Below are 20,682 nucleotides of genomic sequence, written 5' to 3' on the forward strand. Positions count from 1 at the left end.
GACGTCGTCGGAGTACAGGCCCATCTCGTCCGCGAGCCGCTCGGCGTAGAGGCCCCAGCCCTCGGCGTAGGCGTTGACGTGCAGGATCCGGCGCAGCAGCGGCAGCTCGGTGAGCTCCTGGGCCAGGCTGAGCTGGAAGTGGTGCCCCGGAACCGCTTCGTGGAACGCGATCGCCTCACTCGTGAACCGCGGCCGCTTCTCCGCCTCGAACGTGTTCGCGTAGTACGTGCCCGGGCGCGTCCCGTCGAGCGACGGCTGGAGGTAGTACGCGATCGTGCCGCTCGCCGCGTCCGCTTCCGGCACCGGCGCCACCCGGCACTGCTGCTCCGGCACCCGCGAGAACCACTGCCCGGCCACGGTTTCCGCGCGGGTGATGGCGGCCCGGGCCCCGGCCAGCAGTTCCTCGCCGTCCCGCCAGCGCAGCGCCGGGTCGGTCCGGATCCGGTCGAAGATCTCCCCGAGGTCCGTGGTGCCGAACAGCTTCCCGCCCAGCTCGCGGTACTCCCCCGCCAGCTTCTCGATCAGCGCGAGCCCGGTGTCGTGCAGGTCCTGCGCCGTGCGCTCGGTGGTCGTTTCGACGCGGATCAGCGCGGCGTACCGCTCCGGACCGCCCGGCAGGGCACCGATGCCCGGCGACGTCTCGGGGCGGGCCACCGGCGCGAGCTCGTCGGCCAGGAAGTCCCGGTACCGCCGGTAGGCCGGCCGGACGACCTCGGCGAGCAGGCGATCCCGTTCGACCTCGAAGCCTTCGAGCGCGTGCGCCGGTGTCACCCGCAGGGGGTCGTTCTCGGGCGCGCCGAGGTAGCGGTCGACGTACTCGACGCCGACAGCCACCAGGAAGCCCGGCGGCACCCGCCCCTCGGCCGCCGCCGCGCGCTGCCGCTCGATCAGCGCGTCGAGGTAGTCCCCCATTCCGGCGAGCCGGCTCAGGTAACCACGGACCTTCGGCTCGTCGTCCAGCACCGTCTGCGGCAGGTAGAGCAGCAGCTGCAGCGCGGGCGCGGCGAGCCCGTCGCTGACCGAGATGTCGGCGCGGCCGGAGTCCATCTCGTCGATGGCCGCTTTCGCCTGGGAGAGCACGACTTCCCGGGTGACCCGCTCCTCGGCGGGCAACCCTGCGGTGTCGAGCGCCGCGGCCCGCGCGGCGATCGCCGCATAGCCGGCGCGGAGCCGGGCTTCGGCCGCCGCGCTCGGATCGGGCAGCCGGCCGGGATCGCCGGGCAGGCCGTACAGCGACGGGTACAGCGGCTGCCGTTCGAAGTCCAGCTCGAGCAGCTCATCGGCCAGTTTCCCGGGCGTGTCGAGCTGCCCGCCCACCCAGTCCCCGACCACCTTCGCCAGCGCGGACAGCGGCAGCATGCCGTGGCCCAGCACGACTTCGTGGAAGCCGCGGATGTCGAACCGCTCGCCCAGCGCCTCCTCGGCCTCGGCCCGCAGCCGCTGGATCTCCAGCCGCCCGACCATGTAGCCCAGCGCCTGCGCCGGCCAGCCGACGTACCGGTCGATCTCCGCCTCGATCTCCAGCCGCGCCATCGGCGTGTGCTCGACCAGGAAGTCGATGGCCTGCTGCCGGCTCCAGCCCAGCGCGTGCAGCCCGGTGTCGACGACCAGCCGGCCCGCGCGCATCGAATCCTGCGTCAGCATGCCCAGCCGGGAGACGTCGTCGGAGTACAGGCCCATCTCGTCCGCGAGCCGCTCGGCGTAGAGGCCCCAGCCCTCGGCGTAGGCGTTGAACATGCCGATCCGCCGCAGCAGCGGCAGGTCCCGCAGCTCCTGCGCCAGGCTGAGCTGGAAGTGGTGCCCCGGAACGGCTTCGTGGAACGCGATCGCCTCACTCGTGAACCGCGGCCGCTTCTCGGCTTCGTAGGTGTTCGCGTAGTAGGTGCCCGGGCGCGTGCCGTCGAGCGAGGGCTGGAGGTAGTAGGCGATCGTGCCGCTCGCCGCATCGGCCTCCGGTACCGGCGCGACCTCGCACTTCTCGGCCGGGATGCGCGAGAACCACCGCGGCGCGACGGCTTCGGCGCGGGCGATCGCGTCCCGGGCCGCGGACAGCAGTTCCTCGCCGTCCCGCCAGCGCAACGCCGGATCGGTGCGCAGGCGCTCGAAGATCTCGCCGAGCTCCGTGGTGCCGAACACCTTCGCGCCCAGCTCGCGGTACTCCTCCGCGAGCTTCCCGATCAGCGCCAGCCCGGTCTCGTGCAGCTCCTGCGCCGTGCGCTCGGTGGTCGTCTCCGCGCGGATCAGCGCGGCGTACCGCTCGGCCCCGCCCGGCACGTGGGAGATGCCCGGCGCGGTCTCGGGCCGCCCGACCGGCTCGACCTCGTCACGCAGGAAGTCGCGGTAGCGCGCGTAAGCCGGGTGGACGACCTCGGCGAGCAGCCTGTCCCGCTCGGTTTCGAAGCCTTCGACGGCCGCGGTCGTGCTCACCTTCAGCGGGTCGGTGTCCGCCGCCGCCAGGTAGCGGTCGATGTACTCGATGCCGACGCGGGCCAGGTACGCCGGCGGCACCAGGCCTTCGGCCAGGCTTTCGCGCTGCCGCTCGGCCAGGTTGGCGAGGAACGGCTCGATCGCGGCGAGCCGGGCCAGGTAGCCGCGCGCCTTCTTCTCGTCGTCCAGCGCGTAGTACGGGAGGTACATCAGCAGGCCGAGGGCGGGCGCGGTGAGCCCGTCGCTGACACCGAGATCGGCCGATCGCGCGCCGAGCCGATCGGCCTCGACCTCGGAGGCCGCGATCACGACCTCGCGGGTGACGGCCTCCTCCGGCGTCAGGCCCTCGGTGGCCAGGGCCCGCGCACGATCCGCGAGGCCCCGGTACGCGGCCCGGAAGCGCTCCTGCGCGGTCCGGGTCTGGTCACCGAGGCGGTCGTGGTCGCCGGGCAGCCCGAGCACCGACGGGTGCAGCGGCTCCTGCTCGAAGGACAGCTCGACGAGCTCGCTCGCCAGGCCGTCGACGGTGTCGCCGTGCCCGGCCACCCATTCGTCGACGACCGTGGCGAGCACCGACAGCGGCAGCTGGCCGCCGGCCAGCACGAGGTCGTGGAACGCGCGGACGTCGAACCGCGAGCCGAGCCGCTGCGACGCGCGGGCCCGGGCGCGCTGGATCTCCCGCCGCCCCACCATGTACCCGAGCGCCTGGCCGGGCCAGGCGATGTAGCGGTCGACCTCGGACTCGATCTCCGGGCGCGCCTCCGGCGTGTGCTCGAGCAGGTAGTCGACGGCCTGCTGCCGGCTCCACCCCAGTGCGTGCAGCCCGGTGTCGACGACCAGCCGGCCCGCCCGCAGCGAGTCGCCGGCCAGCATGCCGAGCCGGGCGACGTCGTCGGAGTACAGCCCCATTTCCTCGGCGAGGCGCTCGCTGTAGAGCCCCCAGCCCTCGACGTAGGCGTTGAACATGCCGATGCGGCGCAGCAGCGGCAGCTCGGTGAGCCCCTGCGCGATGCTGAGCTGGAAGTGGTGGCCCGGCACGGCTTCGTGGAACGCCGTCGTTTCGGCCATGTGCCGCAGCCGCTCGGTGGCTTCGTGGGTGTTCGCGAAGTAGATGCCCGGTCGCGAGCCGTCGCCGGCCGGGCGCAGGTAGTACGCCGCGGGCGCGCCGGGCGCGACCTCCGCCGGCACCGCTTCGACCGTGCACTGCTGCTCCGGGATCCGGCCGAACCACTTCGGCGCTTCCGCCGTCGCCCTGGCGACGGCCGTGCGGGCGGTCTCCAGCAGCTCGTCCGCGCTGCGCCAGCGCAGCCCCGGGTCGGTGCGCAGGCGCTCGAAGATCGCGGCCAGGTCGTCGGTGCCGAACACCTTCAGCCCCAGCTCGCGGTACTCGGCGGCGAGCGCCTCGATGGTGTCGAGGCCGATCCGGTGCAGTTCCTCCGGGGTGAGCCCGGTGGTCGTGTGCATCCGCGCCAAGCCGGTGTAGGTCTCCGCGCCGCCGGGCAGCCACGACACGCCCGGCCGGTCCGCGGGGCGTCCGTGTGGCTTGACCTCGGCGATCAGGAACTCGCGGTACTCGGCGAAGGCCGGCCGGACGACGTCGGTGAGCAGCTCCTCCCGCCGCCGCTCGAACTCCTCGTCCGGGGCGGGCTGGCGGCGCAGCGGGTCGGCCGCCGGGTCGGCGAGGTACCGGTCGAGGTGCGCGACCGCGGCGTCGACCAGGTGGGCCACCGGGAGCAGGCCGTCGGCGATGCCCTCGGCGTGCCGCCGCGCGGCCTGGCGCAGGTACACCGGGATCGCGGCCAGCCGGCCGAGCTGGGCCTCCGCGGCCTCGCCCGCCGTCACCGTGGTCATCGGCAGGGCCATCAGCAGGCCCGCCGCGGGCCCGATGGACAGGTCGGTGACGGCGAATTCGACGAGCCGGCTGTCGATCGAGGCGATGCGGTTCTCGGCCGTGGTGATCAGCACTTCGCGGGTGACCCGGTCCTCGGCGCTGTCCGGCTCCAACGCGCGGGCCCGCTCGAGGAACGCCACGAGCCGGGCCCGGAACGCGCGCTCGGCTTCGGCCGACAGGTCCGCCAGGCCGGGCTCCGCCGGGCGGATGCCCAGCAGGGCCGGCGTCAGCGGATCGGCGGCGAACAGCGCTTCGACGAACTCGTCGGCGAGTTCGGTGACCGCGGTCATGGCAGGACCCCCAGCTTCGGCTGATGTGCTCTCGGCCGACCCTAACGGAGATCACCGACAGAACCGCCGCGCCGTTCGCCCGGGGCGGACGGCCTGCGGCGCCGCGGATCGGCCAGGAGGTAGCGTTCTTCAGGTGGCCGTGACCGATCCCGTGGATACCCGCCTGCTCGCCGCGCTCGCCGACCTCGGCAAGGCGGCGGTGCACGAGCTGGCGGCCAAGGTCGGCATGGACCCCCGCGAAGTCGCCTACCGGCTGGTCGCCCTCTCCGGCAGCGGGCTCCCCCTGCTCGTCGGCGTCGAAAGCGACCCGAACGGCCTGCGCGCGGCCATCGCCGGCGCGCCGCCGTCGTGGGCGAACCGGCCGCCGCAGTTCCCGCCGCCTTCGCAGCCCGTGCCTTCGCAGCCGCCCGCGCCGCCGATGCCGCCGCCGGTCCAGGGGACGCCTTCGGGGCCGTACACCGTCCAAGGCGCCCCTTCCGGGCCGTACACCGTCCAAGGTGCGCCGTCGGGGCCGTACAACGTCCAAGGGGCACCCTCGGGGCCGTACAACGTCCAGGGGACGCCGTCCGGCCGCTACCCGGGCCCGCCGCCCCAGCAGCAACCGCCGCGCCCGCCCCGGCCGTTCACGCCGCCGCCGGTGCCGCTCGACCCGGCCGTGAGCACGTGGGGCGTCCCGCAGACGGCGTCGTGGGCCCGCGGCGACGAACCCGCGCGGCCGAGCGGGCCCGCGGCCGGCAAGCGGGGCCGGCTCGGCGAGGTCATGGAGACCCAGGGCCTGGAGGGCGAGCAGCTGTCGGTGCAGCTCCTGGAGGTCCAGGACCCGGCCGACTACCTGTTCAGCGCGGCCGGGTACCGGCTGGAGGACGGCGAACGCGCGGTCGTGGTGCACACCGAGATCACCAACCGCGGGTCGATCCCGTTCGCGTCACTGCCGGACAACTACCTCGAACTGCTCGCCGCCGACGGCCAGGCGATCGGCAAGGCACCGGTGTCGCTGACGTCCCGGCCGCCGCACAAGATCGGCGTCAAACCGGGCGAGACGCTGGGCGGCCACACGGTTTACGTGCTGCCGGACGCCACCCGCGTCGTCTCGGTCCGCTGGAGCCCCCGGCCGGAGCCGGACGAGCGCACCCTGACCTGGTCGATCGAGGATCAGTAGCTCTCGTCGCGCAGGATTTCCAGGGCCTTCGCCAGGTCCTCCGGGTACTCCGATTCGAACTCGACCCAGCGGCCGTCCGCGGGGTGGGCGAAGGCCAGGGTCTTCGCGTGCAGCCACTGCCGGCTCAGGCCGAGGTGGCGGGCCAGGACCGGGTCGGCGCCGTAGGTCAGGTCGCCGACGCAGGGATGCCGCAGCGCCGAGAAGTGGACGCGGATCTGGTGCGTCCGCCCGGTTTCGAGCTTGATGTGCGCGAGCGACGCCGCCCGGAACGCCTCGACGACCTCGTAGTGCGTCACGCTCGGGCGGCCGCCCTGGACCACCGCGAACTTGTAGTCGTGGCGCGGGTGGCGGTCGATCGGGGCGTCGATCGTGCCGCGCGTCGGGTCCGGGTGGCCCTGGACGATCGCGTGGTAGCCCTTGTCGACCGTGCGCTCCTTGAACGCGCGCTTGAGCACGGTGTAGGCGTGCTCGCTCTTGGCCACCACCATCACACCGGTGGTGCCCGCGTCGAGCCGGTGGACCACGCCCTGGCGTTCGGCCGCGCCCGACGTCGCGATCCGCAGTCCGGCCGCGGCGAGGCCGCCGACGACGGTGGGGCCGGTCCAGCCCGGGCTCGGGTGCACCGCGACGCCGACCGGCTTCGAGATCACCACGATGTCGTCGTCGTCGTGCAGGATCTGCATGCCTTCGACCGGCTGCGCGACGACCTCGACCGGGTTCGCCGGCTCCGGCAGGGTGATCTCCAGCAGGCCGCCGCCGGACAGGCGGTCGGACTTGCCCGCGGGACGGCCGTCGAGCAGGACGTCCCCGGACTCGGCGAGCTCGGCGACGACCGTGCGGGACAGCCCGAGCAGCTTGGCCAGGCCGGCGTCGACCCGCATCCCGTCGAGCCCGTCGGGAACCGGGAGCATCCGCGAGCTCACGCCTGCTCCTCCTGCTGCTGCTCGGCCTTCTTCTTGTCCTTGGTCGACGTGCCGTCGTAGTCCTTGCCCAGCAGGGACAGCAGCACGATCAGGGCGCCGCCGACGCAGATCGCGGAGTCGGCGATGTTGAAGATCGCGAAGCCCTTGCCGTTGGGCGCGAAGGCCGAGATGAAGTCGACGACGTGACCCTGCAGCCCGCCGGGCGCGCGGAAGATGCGGTCGGTCAGGTTGCCGGTGGCGCCGGCGAGCACCAGGCCGAGGCCGATCGCCCAGCCGATCGAGCGCAGCCGCCGCGACAGCCAGATGATCGCGATGACCACGGCGAGCGCGACCAGGGCGAGCACCCAGGTCATGCCGGTGGCCATCGAGAAGGCGGCGCCGGGGTTGCGGATCACCTGCAGGTAGATCAGCCCGCCGAGGACCTTGACCGGCTCCTTGCCCTCCAGGTTGGCGACGACCAGGTTCTTCGTCACCAGGTCGATCGCCCAGAACACGACGGCGACCGCGAAGACCCAGCCGACCCGCCGCTTCGGCAGCAGCGGCTTCGCCGGCACCTCCGGGTTCTCGGGCGCGTCGGCGGCCGGATCGGGCACCGCCTCGGCGGGCGCGGCGGTGTCGGGTTCGGAGTGGCTGGGCTCGGTGCTCACCGGTCCATTGTCCACGGCGCTGGTCAGGCGGCGGCGGGCCCGTCCGGACGCGGCCGCAGGAGCACGGCGAAGGCGGCCGCGAACAGGATGCCCGCCGCGGCGAGCGCGCCGGCTGCCGGAGGCAGGAAAACCGTCGCGACCAGCGCGAACACGCCGGTGACGGCCAGCAGGAACCAGCTGCGTTCGCAGCCGGCCAGCAGCAGGAGGCCGAGCGTCGCCAGGAGCGCGCCGCGGACGTCGCCGCCGAGCCGGAACTGGAGGGCGCCGACCAGGTCGAGCAGCGGGACGGCGGCCAGCGCCCCGAGCGTGCCGAGCAGGAACCGGCCGGGACGCTCGGGCCGTAGCTGCCGCCAGTACCAAGCGGCCACGGCGAGCACCACGCAGACGAGACCGGCGAGCCAGCCGAGCCGCGCCGAGGGCACCACGTCGACGGCGACGGCGATCGCTCGCTGCTCGCTCGCCAGGCCGGTGCCGTTGAGCTCGTTGGTCGCGAAGCCGTGCGACCGCTGGTACCCCAGCGTGCTTTCGGGGCGGTCCGTGACCAGGTCGACGGCCACCAGCACGATCAGCGCGAACCCCAGCGCGGCCAGCGGGAACCAGGACCGCCGTGAACACCCCATCGGGTCAGGGTATCGAGCGCGGGCTTCCCCGCAGCAGGGCGATGAAGGCGGCGGCGAGCAGGATCATCGCCGAGGCCAGCATCCCCGCCGTGTCCGCCGAGAGCACCACGGCGACCAGGGCGAATGCCACCGTCGTCAGCAGGACGAACCGGCTGCGTTCGCAGGCGGCGAGCAGCAGCAGGCCGAGGGTGGCCAGGAGCGGGCCGCGCAGGCCGTCGCCGAGGCGGAACTGCCAGGACCCGACCAGGTCGAGCAGCGGGACGGCGAGCAGCGCGGCGATCGTGCCGAGGACGAACCACCCCACCCGGCCCGGCCGCCGGGCGAACGCGTACCAGACGGCGGTGCCGAGGACGGCCACGCCGAGTGTGACCAGCCACACCGGCCCGACCGGGAGGCTGCTGTCCCCGACGTGGAAGTCCAGCGGCCACCGCTGCGCGCGGCTGTACTCGGTCGCGCCGGGCGGGACCGCCGGTGCGAGGAGGAGGTTCGCGGACTCGCTTTCGGCCCGGCTCCGGCGCCACAGCAGCTGCACGACGACCGAGCCGAGCTGCGCGAACCCCAGCAGTGCCAGCGGAAACCAGAAACGCGGCCCTCTCCCCATCGGCCCAGGCCAGCGTTCAACAGAACGGCGGCAGCTCGCGCGGGTCGCCGACCGGGGCCCAGCGGCCGTCCACCTTCGCGTACTCCCAGCGGGCTCCGCGGGCGACGATCTGCCGCAGGGCGAGGAGCACGCGGTCGACGTGTTCCTCCGTGCTGCCGAGGCCGAGGCTGACGCGGACCGCCTGCTGCCCGTCGCCGCCGGTGCGGCCGATCAGGCGCTTGGCCGCGATGTGGGCGCAGAAGGCGCCGTCGCGGACGCCGATGCCGTACTCGGCGGACAGGACCGCGGCGAGCCAGCCGGGGTCGAAACCGTCGACGACGAAGCTGACCGTGCCGACCCGGTCGACCGGCGCGTCGAACAGCCGCAGCTCGGCGCAGCCCGGGATGCTCTCGAGGCCCTTGCGGAGCCGGGCGAGCAGGGCCTGCTCGTGGTCTTCGATCGCGGCCCAGTTTTCGCCGAGGGTCTCGCACGCGACGCCGAGCGCGTACACGCCGACGGTGTTGGGCGAGCCGGCTTCGTGGCGCTCCGGGCCGGTGTTCCAGACGACGGCGTCTTCGGTGACGAGCTTGGTCGCACCGCCGCCGGCGAGGTACGGGCGGGCCGCGCGCAGCCAGTCGGCACGGCCGATCAGCGCGCCTGCACCGAAGGGCGCGTACAGCTTGTGGCCGGACAGCGCGACGTAGTCGACGTCGAGTTCCTTGAGCGAGATCCGGCGGTGCGGGGCCAGCTGGGCGGCGTCGAGGGCGATCCGGGCGCCGTGTTTCCGCGCCACGGCCGCGATTTCCGCCACCGGGAGCAGCTCACCGGTCACATTGGACGCCCCGGTGACGACGACCAGCCGCGGGCCCTGCGGGGCTTCGGCGAGTGCTTCGTCCACAGCGGACACCGCGGCGAGGCGGGTGCGCGGCGTCGGGATCCGCCGGACGTTCGGGCCGTGCCACGGCAGCAGCGCGGCGTGGTGCTCGGTGTCGAAGACGACCACCGTGGTGTGCCGGGGAAGGCTGCGGGCGAGGAGGTTGAAGGAGTCGGTGGTGTTGCGGGTGAAGACGACGGTGTCGGTCCGCCGCGCGTCGACGAAGCGGCGCAGGACGTCGCGGGTGCGCTCGTAGAGCTTGGTGGAGACCTGCGACGCGAAGCCGGCGCCGCGGTGGACGCTGGCGTACCAGGGCAGGAACTCGTCGACCTTCGCGCGGACGGCGTCGAGGCAGGGTGCGCTCGCGGCGTGGTCGAGATTGGCGTAGCCGATGTCCCCGCCGGTCACCAGCGGAACCCGCAGCGACGCCCCGGCGACGGCGGGAACGGCAGGGGCTTCGAGCTGGGTGCGGTCGATGGCGAGAGTCATCGGGGTGCCTCCTCGGCGATCCGGGGGACCCCCGGCGAGGGGCCCGCGCTTGCCCGTCGCACGGCGCGACCGGCCCGGTCTTCACCCGGGGCACCCCACCGCGGTAGGAGGGTTGCCGGCCAGCAAGCCGGGGCTTCGCGCTGGCACTCATGACCTGGTTCGAAAGGTAACCGAGAGCGCGCCCGGGCGCCAACCCCCGTCGCACATTCTGAGACGCCGGTCACAGAGCGTGCTCAGCGACCGGATTCGCCCTTCCAGCGGGCCAGGCGGCCGGCCCGGTCGACGGCGCGCAGCCGGCGTTCGACCGCGTCGCGGACCGCGCTCGTCGTGACGACCAGGAGCTGGTCGTTCTCCTGCAACCGGCTGGTCTTCTGCGGGGTGAACCCGGCGCCGTCGCGGACGACCAGGCTGATCGTCGCCCCGACCGGCAGCCGCAGCTCGGACAGGTACACGCCGTGCATCTTCGACCCCGGCTGGATGCGGACCTGCAGCAGTTCGGCGCCGAGCTCGTCCAGCGGCGCGGAGTCGACCTCGATCTCGTGCGCTTCGGACTTCTTGGCCAGCCCGAGCGTGCGCGCGAGCGGGCCGAGCGTCGCCCCCTGGACCAGCGTCAGCACGATGACCAGCACGAACACCGCGTCGACCAGCCGCTGCGCGCCCGGCAGGCCCTGCGACAACGGGATCATGGCGAGCACGATCGGCACCGCGCCGCGCAGCCCGGCCCACGACAGGAACACCTGTTCCCGCCACGGCAGGCGGAACGGCAGCATCGACAGCACCACCGAGACCGGCCGCGCCAGCAGCAGCACCACCGCGCCCGCGACCAGGCCCGGCACGATCGCGTCGAGCAGCCGGCCCGGCGAGGCGAACAGCCCGAGCAGCACGAACAGCCCGATCTGGGCCAGCCACCCCAGGCCCTCGGCGAACGAGAGCGTGTCCGACCGGTGCGGCAGCCGCGAATTGCCGAGCACCAGCGCGGCGACGTAGGTGGCGAGCAGCCCGGACGCGTGCAGCAGCTGCCCGGACGAGTAGGCGACGACGCACACCGCGACCGTGGCCAGCGGGTAGAGGCCGGTCGCCGGGAGCGCGGCCCGGCGCAGCGCGATCCCGCCGAGCCAGCCGAAGGCGAGGCCGATGACCAGGCCCGCCGTCAGCTCGTAGACCACCAGCAGCGGCAGCGTCCAGTCCACAGTGGTGCCTTCGGCCAGCACCACGACGGCGATGTAGGCCGGTGCGTCGTTGATCCCCGACTCGAGTTCGAGCGCGCCGGTGAGCCGTTTGCCGATCCCGGCCGTGCGCAGCACCGAGAACACCGCGGCCGCGTCGGTCGAGGCGAGCACCGCGCCCCACAGCAGCGCCAGCCGCCAGTCGAGGCCCAGCAGCCAGTGCAGGGCCGCGCCGGTGGCCGCAACGCTCACCACTACGGCCACTGTGGACAGTGCGATCCCGCGGCCCAGCGCGGGTTTCACCGCCGACCACCGGGTGGTCAGCCCGCCTTCGGCGAGGATCATGACGAGGGCGGCGAGGCCGAGCGACTGGGTCAGGCCGGGGTTGTCGAACCGGATGCCGAAGCCGGCTTCGCCCAGCAGGACGCCGATCCCCAGGTACAGCAGCAGCGAGGGCAGGCCGAGCCGGATCGACACGCGCACGGCCAGCACGGACGCGAGGAGGACGACGCCGCCGACGCCGAGCAGCACGGGAAGCTGGTCCATGCCCGCCTCCTCCCGAGTGCCGTGGGGCTCTCAGAATAGTGAGGCACGTGGATTAACTCGTTCGTGTACCGCTGCCCGGCGCCGGACACCCGGTGTGTTAAGGCGCCGCAACACCACTGAGCGCGTCGAGATCGACACCGAGCGCGGCGAACGGCTCCCCCGCTGCCGGCAGCACCTTGACCGCGCGGTGACCGTCCCGGGCCACCCAGCCGGCGTCGACCGCCCGCTCGAGCAGCGCGGCGGGCAGGGCGCCGGCGAGGTGGTCGCGGCGCTCCGTCCAATCCAGACAGTCACGCAGCAGCGGCCGCCGCCCGGCCGCGACGGGGACGCCGAGAGCCGCCAGGACGTCGCGGCCGCGCGGGGTCAGCGCCAGCCCGGCGGCGGTGTCGAGCAGGCCGGTGGCGAGCATGCCCTCGCGGAGGGCGACGCCGAGCTCGCCGGCGAGGTGGTCGTAGCAGGTCCGGGCGAAGCCGAGCCGCCGGGCGCGCAGGGAGGACTTGAGGCCGGTGACCGGCCGGTGACCGGCAGCCTTTCGGGGGCTCCGGGTGGCGGAGCCCCCGGCCCGGGGCAGCGCCCCGGATGTCACTGCGTGCTGGGCCAGGTGCTCGATCAGCTCGGCGACCCGCGGGTCGGCGATCCGGACGTAGCTGGCCCGCCCCTGCTTGACGCGGGCGACGAAGCCGGCACCGGCCAGCCGGGTGACGTGCTCGCTGGCCGTCGAGAGCGCGATCCCGGCCGCCTTCGCGAGCTCGCCGACGGTCCAGGCCCGCCCGTCCAGCAGCACGAGGCACATGGTGGCCCGGCTCGGGTCGGCGAGCACCGCGGCCACCTCGGCCAGCGCGATCGTCTCCATGCCCCCACGCTACGGCCCCGACCCGTCGGCCACGGCCGAACCTTCGTACCCGGCCGGACGACACGCGTACCTGGACGGACGACACGCGTACCTGGATGGACGACACGGCGGCTGCGGGCCGGTGCGGGTCAGAGGGCCTTGAGGAACTTGGCGGCCAGCTGGACGGCCGGGCCGGAGTCGTTCGACTTTTCGAGGACCACGGCGAAGGCGATGCTGCCGCGGTAGCCGACGAACCAGCCCGTGGCGTTCGAGCCGTCGCCGAACTGGGCCGTGCCCGTCTTGCCGAAGACGTTGCCCGCCGACGCCGCCGCGCGGCCGGTGCCGCTCTGGACCACCGCGTGCATCATCTTCCGCACTTCCCCGAGCACCGACGCCGGCGGCGGCGAGTAGCCCTTGACGACCGAGGTCTCCAGGTCGTGCCACAGCCGGGGCGTGATCGCCTTGCCGGTCGCCACCGTGGCCGCCATCAGCGTGCCGCCGAGGGCGCTGGCCTGGATGCGGCCCTGGCCGAACCCGTCCTCGACCTGCTCGTCCTTGCTCGCCGCGGGCTCGACCTTGCCCAGCTCGGTCTTGATCCCGGGGATGTCGTAGTCGGCGTTGAGGCCCAGCTCGTCGGCCGCCTTCTTGAGTCCGTCCGCGGGCAGGGCGAGCGCGAGCTGGCCGAACGTGGTGTTGCAGGAGCGCGCGAACGCCGTCTGGAGGTTCGTCGCGCCCAGTTCGAAGCCCTCGTTCTTGACCGTCCGCGTGCCGATCGTCGCGACGCCCGGGCAGTCGACCGGCGACCCCGCGTTCAGGCCGCTCTGCTGGACCGCCGCCACCGACGTCGCGATCTTGAACGACGAGCCCGGCTCGTACAGGCCGTTGAGCGCCTTCGGCGCGTTCCCGGCCGCGGCGTTCTGCGCGACCGCGAGGATGTCCCCCGAGCCCGTGTCGAGGGCGACGAGCATCGCCGATCCCTGGTAGCCGTCCACCGCGGCCTGGGCGGCGTTCTGCGCGGCCAGGCTCAGGCTCGCCACGAGCGGCTTCGCGTCGGCGTCCGACGTCTTCCCGTACAGCCGCTCGAGGCTCTTGCCGCCGCCGTCGACGCGTTCGACGGCGAAGCCGCTGCCGGCCGCGGCCGTCACCTGGCCGACGAACGCCGAGCGCAGCAGCGGCGCCGGGTTGCCGTCCACCATCCGCGGGCCGCCGGCCCCGCTGATCACCAGCGGTTTGCCGTCCCGGTCGGCGACCGCGACCGTGTCCTGCGCGGCCGTGCTGATCACCAGCCGCTGGCCCGCCTCGAGCTTCGGGTGCAGCAGCGACGGCGCCCAGTGCACCAGCCACTTCCCGCCGCTCTGCACGAGCTCGAACGGCACGTCGTAGGTCCAGACCTGCCCCGGCTTCAGCGTCCAGGACATGCTGAACGTGCCGCCCGTCCGGTTCGCCCCGGCCGGGGACGGCTGCAGGACGGTCAGCTTGGCGGCCACCGACGTCGGGTTCAGCGTGTTCCGGGTGGCCCGCAGCGCGACCGCGGCGGCCGCGTTGTCGTCGGTCAGCCGGCCCGCCGCGTCCGGGTTGTTCTCGGCGAGGTCCTGCAGGTATTCGGTGATCGCCGTGTTCGGGTCGAGCGCGCCCGGGCTCTCCACGGTGGTCGCGCCGGTGGCGGCCTCCGGGGTCGATCCTCCGCTGTTCAGCAGGAAGAACGCGGCCGCCACGACCACGACGACCAGCAGCGCGCCACCGATCAGGATGCCGCGTCTCTTGCCAGGGCTCATTCCGGTTCCCCTCCCCCAAGGAGCCACCCGTGGGTGGCCGGTCGAGTCTGCACCCTACCGGCCACCCCCGACAATCATGATTTCGCGACCGACACCGTGACCTTCGTGCCGTCCCCGACCGTGCCGGCGAAGCCCTCGCCGGCCGGGCCGTGGGTCACCGACGTGGCGAGGGTCTCCGACGCGAGGAACTCCTCGTGCGTCCGGGCCGCCGCCACGACGTCGTCCGGCGCGTCGACGGTGAGCGCGATCCGGTCGGCGACGTCGAGCCCGGCGTCGCGGCGGGCCTGCTGCACGACCCGGACCAGGTCGCGGACCAGGCCCTCGGCCGCCAGCTCCGGCGTCACCTCGGTGTCGATCAGGACGAGGCCGGACCCGCCGGGCAGTTCCGCCGCCGCGCCGCCGCCCTTGGCGACGAGCCGGCGTTCGAATTCGCCTTCCTGGAGGGCGATCCCGGCCGCGACCACGGCGCCGCCCTGGAACGACCAGTCCCCCGCCTTGACGGCCTTGATCACCGTCTGGACGTCCTTGCCCAGGCGGGGCCCGGCGGCGCGGGCGTTGACCGCGACCTCGAACCCGCCGTGCGCGGCGACGTCGGTGGTCAGCTCGACCGCCTTGACGTTCACCTCGTCGCGGAGGATGTCGGCGAAGGGCGCCAGCGAAGAGGCGTCTTCGGCCGCCACGACCAGCGACGACAGCGGCAGCCGCACGCGCAGCTTGTTCGCCTTCCGCAGCGACAGCGCCGACGACGCCACCTGCCGCACCCGGTCCATCGCCGTCACCAGCGCCGCGTCCGCGGGAAGGTCGTTGGCGTTCGGCCAGTCGGTCAGGTGCACCGAACGACCGCCGGTGAGCCCGCGCCAGACGACCTCGGTGGTCAGCGGCAGCAGCGGCGCCGCGACCCGCGAAGTCACCTCCAGCACGGTGTGCAGCGTGTCGATGGCGTCCGCCTCGCCCGCCCAGAAGCGGTCGCGCGAGCGGCGCACGTACCAGTTCGTCAGGACTTCGAGGAAGTCCCGGACGGTCTGGCACGCGCCCGCGACGTCGTAGTTGTCCATCGCGTACTCGACGTCGGTGACCAGTTCGTGCGTCTTCGCCAGGACGTACCGGTCGAGGACGTTCGCCGAATCGGTGCGCCACCGGCCTTCCACGCCCTCGGCGTTCGCGTACAGCGCGAGGAAGTAGTAGGAGTTCCACAGCGGCAGCACGGCCTGGCGGACGGCGTCGCGGATGCCCTTGTCGGTGACGACGAGGTTGCCGCCGCGCAGGATCGGGCTCGCCATCAGGTACCAGCGCATGGCGTCGGAGCCGTCGCGCTCGAAGACCTCGTTGACGTCCGGGTAGTTGCGCAGCGACTTGGACATCTTCGCGCCGTCGGAGCCCAGCACGATGCCGTGCGAGACGCAGGTGCGGAACGCCGGCCGGTCGAACAGCGCGGTCGCGAGCACGTGCAGCAGGTAGAACCAGCCGCGCGTCTGCCCGATGTACTCGACGATGAAGTCGCTCGGGTAGTGGTGCTCGAACCACTCGGCGTTCTCGAACGGGTAGTGCACCTGGGCGTAGGGCATCGAGCCCGAGTCGAACCAGACGTCGAGGACGTCCGGGACGCGGCGCATGGTCGACTCACCCGTAGGGTCGTCCGGGTTCGGCCGGGTCAGCTCGTCGATGTAGGGCCGGTGCAGGTTGTCCAGCCGCACGCCGAAGTCCGCCTCGAGCTCGTCGAGCGAGCCGTAGACGTCGGTGCGCGGGTACGCCGGGTCGTCGGACTGCCACACCGGGATCGGCGTGCCGAAGTACCGGTTGCGGGAGATCGACCAGTCGATGGCGTTCTCCAACCACTTCCCGAACTGGCCGTCCTTGACGTTCTCCGGGTACCAGGTGATCTGCTGGTTCAGCTCGACCATCCGGTCCTTGAACTGCGTCACCGCGACGAACCACGACGAGACCGCGCGGTAGATCAGCGGGTTCCGGCAGCGCCAGCAGTGCGGGTAGCTGTGGTCGTAGGTCTCGTGCCGCAGCAGCACGGCACCCTGCCGTGCCGCGGATCCGGTGCCGTTCTTGAGGTCCCGCACGATGTTCGGGTTGGCGTCGAAGACCTGCTGGCCCTCGTAGTCCGGCACGGTCGCGTCGAACTTGCCGTGCGCGTCGACCGGGGTGACCGGCGGGATGCCGGCGGCGTCGGTGACGAGCTTGTCGTCGGCACCGTAGGCGGGCGCGATGTGGACGATCCCGGTGCCGTCGTCGGTGGTGACGTAGTCGGCGGCCAGCACCTGGTGGGCGTTCTCGGTGCCGGTGAAGTACGGGAACGGTGGGGCGTAACGGGTTCCGAGCAGCTGCGTGCCGGTGTAGTGCGCGACGACCGTCGGCTCCTCGCCGAGTTCACGCGCGTACGCGGCCACCCGTGCTTCGGCGAGCAGGAACCGCTTGCCTTCGCTCTCCACGACGACGTACTGGACGTCCGGGTGCACGGCCGTGGCGAGGTTCGACGGCAGTGTCCACGGCGTCGTCGTCCAGATGAGCAGGTAGGTGCCGTCGAGGTCGTTCCCGTTGCCCTCCAGGCGGAAACCGACCGTGACGGCCGGGTCCTGGCGGTTGCGGTAGACGTCGGAGTCCATGCCGAGCTCGTGGTTCGACAGCGGCGTCGCGTCGCGCCAGCAGTACGGCAGGACGCGGTAGCCCTCGTAGACGAGTCCCTTGTCCCACAGGCGTTTGAACGCCCACAGCACCGACTCCATGTACGTGACGTCGAGGGTCTTGTAGTCGTTGTCGAAGTCGACCCAGCGGGCCTGGCGGGTGACGTACTCGCGCCACTCGTCGGTGTAGCGGAGGACGGACTCCTGCGAAGCCGCGTTGAACTTCGCGATGCCCATCTCTTCGATCTCGGACGTCTCGGTGATGCCGAGCTGGCGCATCGCTTCGAGCTCGGCGGGCAGGCCGTGGGTGTCCCAGCCGAAGCGGCGCTCGACCTTGCGGCCCTTCATGGTCTGGTAGCGCGGCACCAGGTCCTTGACGTACCCGGTGAGCAGGTGGCCGTAGTGCGGCAGGCCGTTGGCGAAGGGCGGACCGTCGTAGAAGACGTACTCGTTCTCGCCCTTTTCGCCCGCGGGGCGCGCATCGATCGTCGCCTGGAAGGTCCGGTCGCTCTCCCAGTAGGCGAGGACCTGCTTCTCCAGGGCGGGGAACGACGGCTGCGACGGGACTCCTGCGCCGTCGCCGAGCTGGGCCTGGGGGTACATCCGGGTGCTCCTCGGTTCGTCTCTCGCGTACGGACGACCGGGCTCCCGGTCACCCACACGGGGACGAAACACTTTCGGCGTTCCGCGGTACCACCCCGCTTGCCCAGCAGGTGCTCCCGGGCCGCTCATTCGACGGCTGTCACGGGCCGCACCCGTCCGGTTCTACTGAGAGCGTGACGCTCGGTTCTTCCGGAGGCTCCCCGGTGATGGCCGGATCAACGCCGTGTTGCCTACCAGGTTAACCGGCCCGCGCAACCGGGTTGTCACGAGGGGCACGTACGGTCACGCCGATCGCGACCAGCCACAACGCCGCCGCGATGACGCCGACCGTGGGCAGTCCCCGGTCCGACACCGCGCCGAGCACCGCCACCCCGAGCGCGCCGCCCGCTTGGCGGGCCGCGTTGTTGATGCCGCCGGCGACGCCCGCGCGCTCGGCCGGGACGCCGCTGACCGCGGCCGTCACCACGGCGGTGGTCAGCAGGCCCATGCCGATGCCGAGCCCGAGCAACGTCGGCAGGAACGCCGGATAGCGGGAGTTTTCGTCGAGGAGCACCAGGTTCAGCAGGCCGAGGGCACCGAGCGAGAGCCCGGCCACCATCAGCGGCCGCGACCCGAACCGGGCGACCAGCCGGCCCGCGACCGGCGCCAGCACCGAAAGCGGGCCGAACAGCGGCAGCAGCTCGAGCCCGGCTTCGAGGGGTCCGGCGCGCCGGACGTCCTGCAGGTACAGCGTCAGGACGAGGATCGTCCCGATGCCCACGAAGTTCATCGCCGCCGAGACGAAGGTGGCGGGCAGGGTCCGCCGGGCGATGCCGAGCGGGAGCATCGGCGCCCGCGAGCGGCGTTCGACCACGAGGAACGCGGCCAGCACGACGACCGCCACCACCGCGGCCGGAACGCTCCCGGCGATGACCGCGTAGACACCGGCGCCGAGGGCGGGTGCTGCCGTGGCGACGCCGGCGACGTCGATCCGCCGTCCGGGCACGCGCTCGCCGCGCGGGACGAGCCGCGCCGTCGCGAAAGCGGCAGCCAGCACGACGGGGACGTTCAGCCAGAACACCGGCTGCCAGCCCACCGCCGTGACGACGGCGCCGCCGAGCACCGGGCCCGCGGCCAAGGCGACTGCCGAGACGCCGGCCCAGACGCCGAGGGCCCGCGCGCGCTCGGCGTGTCCGGGGTGGGCGTTCGTGATCACGGCGAGCGTGCCGGGCAGCAGCAACGCCGCACCCAGGCCCTGGCCGGCGCGGGCGGCGACGAGCAGCGGCGCGGTGGTGGCGAGGCCGCAGCCGGCCGACGCCGCGCCGAACAGCGCGAAGCCGGTCAGGACGACCCGGCGGTGGCCGAAGACGTCGCCGAGGGCACCGCCGGTGAGCAGGAACGCGGCCAGGGTGACGGAGTAGCCGTCCACCACCCACTGCTGGGCCGCGAGGCCGGCGTGGAGGCCGGTGCCGATGGCGGGCAGGGCGACGTTGACGACCGTGACGTCCAGCTGCACCAGGAACATCCCGGCGCACATGGTGAGCAGGAGCATGTCCCCAGTGGACCGCGCGGACACTTCCGTTTGGGTGGAAGTGTCGCGGGGGCAGCCTGGGCGGGTGGAAGGTGACGCCGACATCGCGCGCACGGCCGCGCTGTTCGCGGACCCGGCGCGGGTCCGGGTGCTGCTCGCGCTGGCCGACGGCCGCGCGCTGGCGGCCTCGGTGCTGGCCGCCGAGGCCCGGCTGTCCGCGCAGGGTGTCAGTGCGCACCTGGCGAAGCTGCGTTCGGCGGGGCTGGTCGTCGCGGAGAAGTCGGGGCGGCACCGGTTCTACCGGCTGGCCGGTCCGGAGACCGCGGAGCTGCTGGAGACGCTCGCGCGGTGCTCGCCGTCACAGCCGGTGACGTCGTTACGGGAGGGGACGCGGGCGGAGGCGTTGCGGACCGCCCGGACGTGCTACGACCACCTGGCCGGGCGGCTCGGGGTGGCGGTCACGTCGGCGTTGCTGGCCGGGGTGCGCTGGCGGGCGCGTCCGACACGCGGCGGCGTCCCGTGGACCGGATTTCGGCACCGCTGGCCGAGCACCCGTACACGCTGGGGCCGGCGGCCGCTGCGGTGTTCGGCGCGCTGGGTGTCGACGTGGATCTCGTGGCGACCGGGCGGCGGCCGTTGCTGAAGTTCTGCCTGGACTGGAGCGAGCAGCGGCACCACGTGGCGGGCGCGCTGGGCGCGGCGGTGGCGACGCGGTTCCTCGACGCGGGCTGGGTGACGCGCCGAACGCAGGCCCACCGCGCGCTCCGGCTGACTCCGGACGGCGCGCAAGCCCTGAAAACCCACCTCGGCCTGGCCGCCTGACGCCGTGTCGTCCCTTCAATCACGCGTGTCGTCCCTCCAGACACGCGTGTCGTCCGTTCCGTACCGGCATCCCGCGCGACTGCACTGGCATCACGCGTGATTGAGGAGGCGCCACGCGTGATTGAAGGGTCGACACGCGTGATTGAAGGGTCGACACGCGTGATTGGGGGGTCGACACGGCGTTAGCGGTGGGCGGCTACCAGGGTGGCGTCGGGGCGGCAGACGTCGCAGGGGGTGAAGCCGAGCTGGCGGGCCTCGCCGACGCCGATGGGGATCGTGTCGCGGGGGCCGAGCCACTCGCAGGTGCGGAGGTGGTAGCGGGGGTGCTCGTCGACGACCACGACCTCGTCCTCGAGGTCGGCCAGGATCGCGACGTCGGCCTCCGGGGTGTCCTCCACGCCCGGGTCGGTATCGGCGGTCGTTTCGGTCTCGGCTGAAGCGTCGGCCGGTTCGGGGTCGGGTTCGGGCGTGTCGGCCGGGTCACCCAGGTCGCCGGCGGCCGGGATCAGGGTGGTTTGTTCCTCTTCGGCAGGCTCCGGCGCCGGCTCGGGCTCAGGCTCGGATGCGGCAACGGGCGTGGCCGCGGGTGCGGCGGACCGGCGACGGCGGCGCAGCCAGTCGGCGACCAGGATCAGCCCGGCCAGCACGGACAGGCCGATGGAAACCCACGCCCACAGCGAAGAAGCCGTGATCAGCGCGGTGACGAGCAACCCCAGAGCCGCCAGTACCAGGACCAGCACGAAGTAAAGCACGCTGCATTACAGCACGAACGACCTGGGAGCGGGCCACGACCCGCCCACGGGTGGTGCCGGATCGACTCCGAACCGTGGGGCACCCCCGCCAACGGGGGGGGCCCCGGCCAGGCGGAACACCACAAAGGGATATCACAAAAAAGAAA

Annotated in this window: 13 protein-coding genes, 1 pseudogene and 1 riboswitch; of the genes and pseudogenes, 2 read left to right on the forward strand and 12 right to left on the reverse strand. The window is 73.0% G+C overall.

Annotated features, from left to right (window positions below):
- Nucleotides 1–4,608: DUF885 domain-containing protein (locus tag ACWDN5_RS39370; protein WP_449679859.1), on the reverse strand; the 4,608-nt coding region annotated here is incomplete at its 3' end.
- 133 nt (nucleotides 4,609–4,741) lie between these two features.
- On the opposite strand from ACWDN5_RS39370, the gene ACWDN5_RS39375 reads away from it, so the two are divergent.
- Complete coding sequence (locus tag ACWDN5_RS39375; RefSeq protein WP_449679860.1) at nucleotides 4,742–5,767, forward strand: AsnC family protein; 1,026 nt, start codon at nucleotides 4,742–4,744, stop codon at nucleotides 5,765–5,767.
- Here ACWDN5_RS39375 and ACWDN5_RS39380 read toward each other — a convergent pair.
- From ACWDN5_RS39380 to ACWDN5_RS39425, 10 genes are all read right to left on the reverse strand, one after another.
- Nucleotides 5,761–6,690: an RluA family pseudouridine synthase gene (locus ACWDN5_RS39380; RefSeq protein WP_310977398.1), complete on the reverse strand. Its 930-nt coding sequence runs from the start codon at nucleotides 6,688–6,690 to the stop codon at nucleotides 5,761–5,763. The two genes, ACWDN5_RS39375 and ACWDN5_RS39380, sit on opposite strands and share 7 nt — an antisense overlap.
- Complete coding sequence (gene lspA, locus ACWDN5_RS39385; protein ID WP_310977429.1) at nucleotides 6,687–7,283, reverse strand: signal peptidase II; 597 nt, start codon at nucleotides 7,281–7,283, stop codon at nucleotides 6,687–6,689. Before lspA ends, ACWDN5_RS39380 begins: the two co-directional genes overlap by 4 nt.
- A 77-nt stretch (nucleotides 7,284–7,360) precedes the next feature.
- Nucleotides 7,361–7,957, reverse strand: coding sequence for a hypothetical protein (locus ACWDN5_RS39390; RefSeq protein WP_449679861.1), 597 nt, complete (start codon nucleotides 7,955–7,957; stop codon nucleotides 7,361–7,363).
- A gap of 4 nt (nucleotides 7,958–7,961) precedes the next feature.
- A complete protein-coding gene (locus ACWDN5_RS39395) occupies nucleotides 7,962–8,558 on the reverse strand; it encodes a hypothetical protein (protein WP_449679862.1) in 597 nt (198 codons plus the stop codon).
- A 16-nt stretch (nucleotides 8,559–8,574) separates the two neighbouring features.
- The gene (locus ACWDN5_RS39400) at nucleotides 8,575–9,900 is read right to left on the reverse strand and encodes an aminotransferase class V-fold PLP-dependent enzyme (RefSeq protein ID WP_310977401.1); all 1,326 of its coding nucleotides are present in this window, start codon (nucleotides 9,898–9,900) and stop codon (nucleotides 8,575–8,577) included.
- Between the two features lie 40 nt (nucleotides 9,901–9,940).
- A riboswitch (SAM riboswitch) is annotated at nucleotides 9,941–10,055 on the reverse strand.
- 78 nt (nucleotides 10,056–10,133) lie between these two features.
- On the reverse strand, nucleotides 10,134–11,612 hold the full coding sequence (locus tag ACWDN5_RS39405) for a potassium/proton antiporter (protein WP_310977402.1): 1,479 nt from the start codon (nucleotides 11,610–11,612) through the stop codon (nucleotides 10,134–10,136).
- A 97-nt stretch (nucleotides 11,613–11,709) separates the two neighbouring features.
- Complete coding sequence (locus ACWDN5_RS39410; RefSeq protein ID WP_449679863.1) at nucleotides 11,710–12,465, reverse strand: ArsR/SmtB family transcription factor; 756 nt, start codon at nucleotides 12,463–12,465, stop codon at nucleotides 11,710–11,712.
- Nucleotides 12,466–12,593: 128 nt separating this feature from the next.
- Nucleotides 12,594–14,219: a penicillin-binding transpeptidase domain-containing protein gene (locus ACWDN5_RS39415; RefSeq protein WP_449679864.1), complete on the reverse strand. Its 1,626-nt coding sequence runs from the start codon at nucleotides 14,217–14,219 to the stop codon at nucleotides 12,594–12,596.
- Between the two features lie 74 nt (nucleotides 14,220–14,293).
- Nucleotides 14,294–17,452 (reverse strand): isoleucine--tRNA ligase, encoded by a 3,159-nt coding sequence (gene ileS / locus ACWDN5_RS39420; protein ID WP_449679865.1) that lies wholly within the window; start codon nucleotides 17,450–17,452, stop codon nucleotides 14,294–14,296.
- Between the two features lie 238 nt (nucleotides 17,453–17,690).
- A complete protein-coding gene (locus ACWDN5_RS39425) occupies nucleotides 17,691–18,983 on the reverse strand; it encodes an MFS transporter (protein ID WP_449679866.1) in 1,293 nt (430 codons plus the stop codon).
- A gap of 64 nt (nucleotides 18,984–19,047) precedes the next feature.
- Here ACWDN5_RS39425 and ACWDN5_RS39430 point away from each other — a divergent pair.
- Nucleotides 19,048–19,784: pseudogene (locus ACWDN5_RS39430) on the forward strand (ArsR/SmtB family transcription factor).
- 182 nt (nucleotides 19,785–19,966) lie between these two features.
- On the opposite strand, the gene ACWDN5_RS39435 reads toward ACWDN5_RS39430, so the two are convergent.
- Complete coding sequence (locus ACWDN5_RS39435; RefSeq protein WP_449679867.1) at nucleotides 19,967–20,536, reverse strand: hypothetical protein; 570 nt, start codon at nucleotides 20,534–20,536, stop codon at nucleotides 19,967–19,969.
- Nucleotides 20,537–20,682: the final 146 nt, after the last annotated feature.

The organism is Amycolatopsis sp. NPDC003731, assembly GCF_053586895.1.

Coding starts and splice junctions, on each gene's coding strand:
- ACWDN5_RS39425 (WP_449679866.1), bottom strand. CDS start 18,983: ATGCTCCTGCTCACCATGTGCGCCGGGATGTTCCTGGTGCAGCTGGAC.
- ACWDN5_RS39390 (WP_449679861.1), bottom strand. CDS start 7,957: ATGGGGTGTTCACGGCGGTCCTGGTTCCCGCTGGCCGCGCTGGGGTTC.
- ACWDN5_RS39400 (WP_310977401.1), bottom strand. CDS start 9,900: ATGACTCTCGCCATCGACCGCACCCAGCTCGAAGCCCCTGCCGTTCCC.
- ACWDN5_RS39405 (WP_310977402.1), bottom strand. CDS start 11,612: ATGGACCAGCTTCCCGTGCTGCTCGGCGTCGGCGGCGTCGTCCTCCTC.
- ACWDN5_RS39415 (WP_449679864.1), bottom strand. CDS start 14,219: ATGAGCCCTGGCAAGAGACGCGGCATCCTGATCGGTGGCGCGCTGCTG.
- ACWDN5_RS39395 (WP_449679862.1), bottom strand. CDS start 8,558: ATGGGGAGAGGGCCGCGTTTCTGGTTTCCGCTGGCACTGCTGGGGTTC.
- ileS (WP_449679865.1), bottom strand. CDS start 17,452: ATGTACCCCCAGGCCCAGCTCGGCGACGGCGCAGGAGTCCCGTCGCAG.
- ACWDN5_RS39410 (WP_449679863.1), bottom strand. CDS start 12,465: ATGGAGACGATCGCGCTGGCCGAGGTGGCCGCGGTGCTCGCCGACCCG.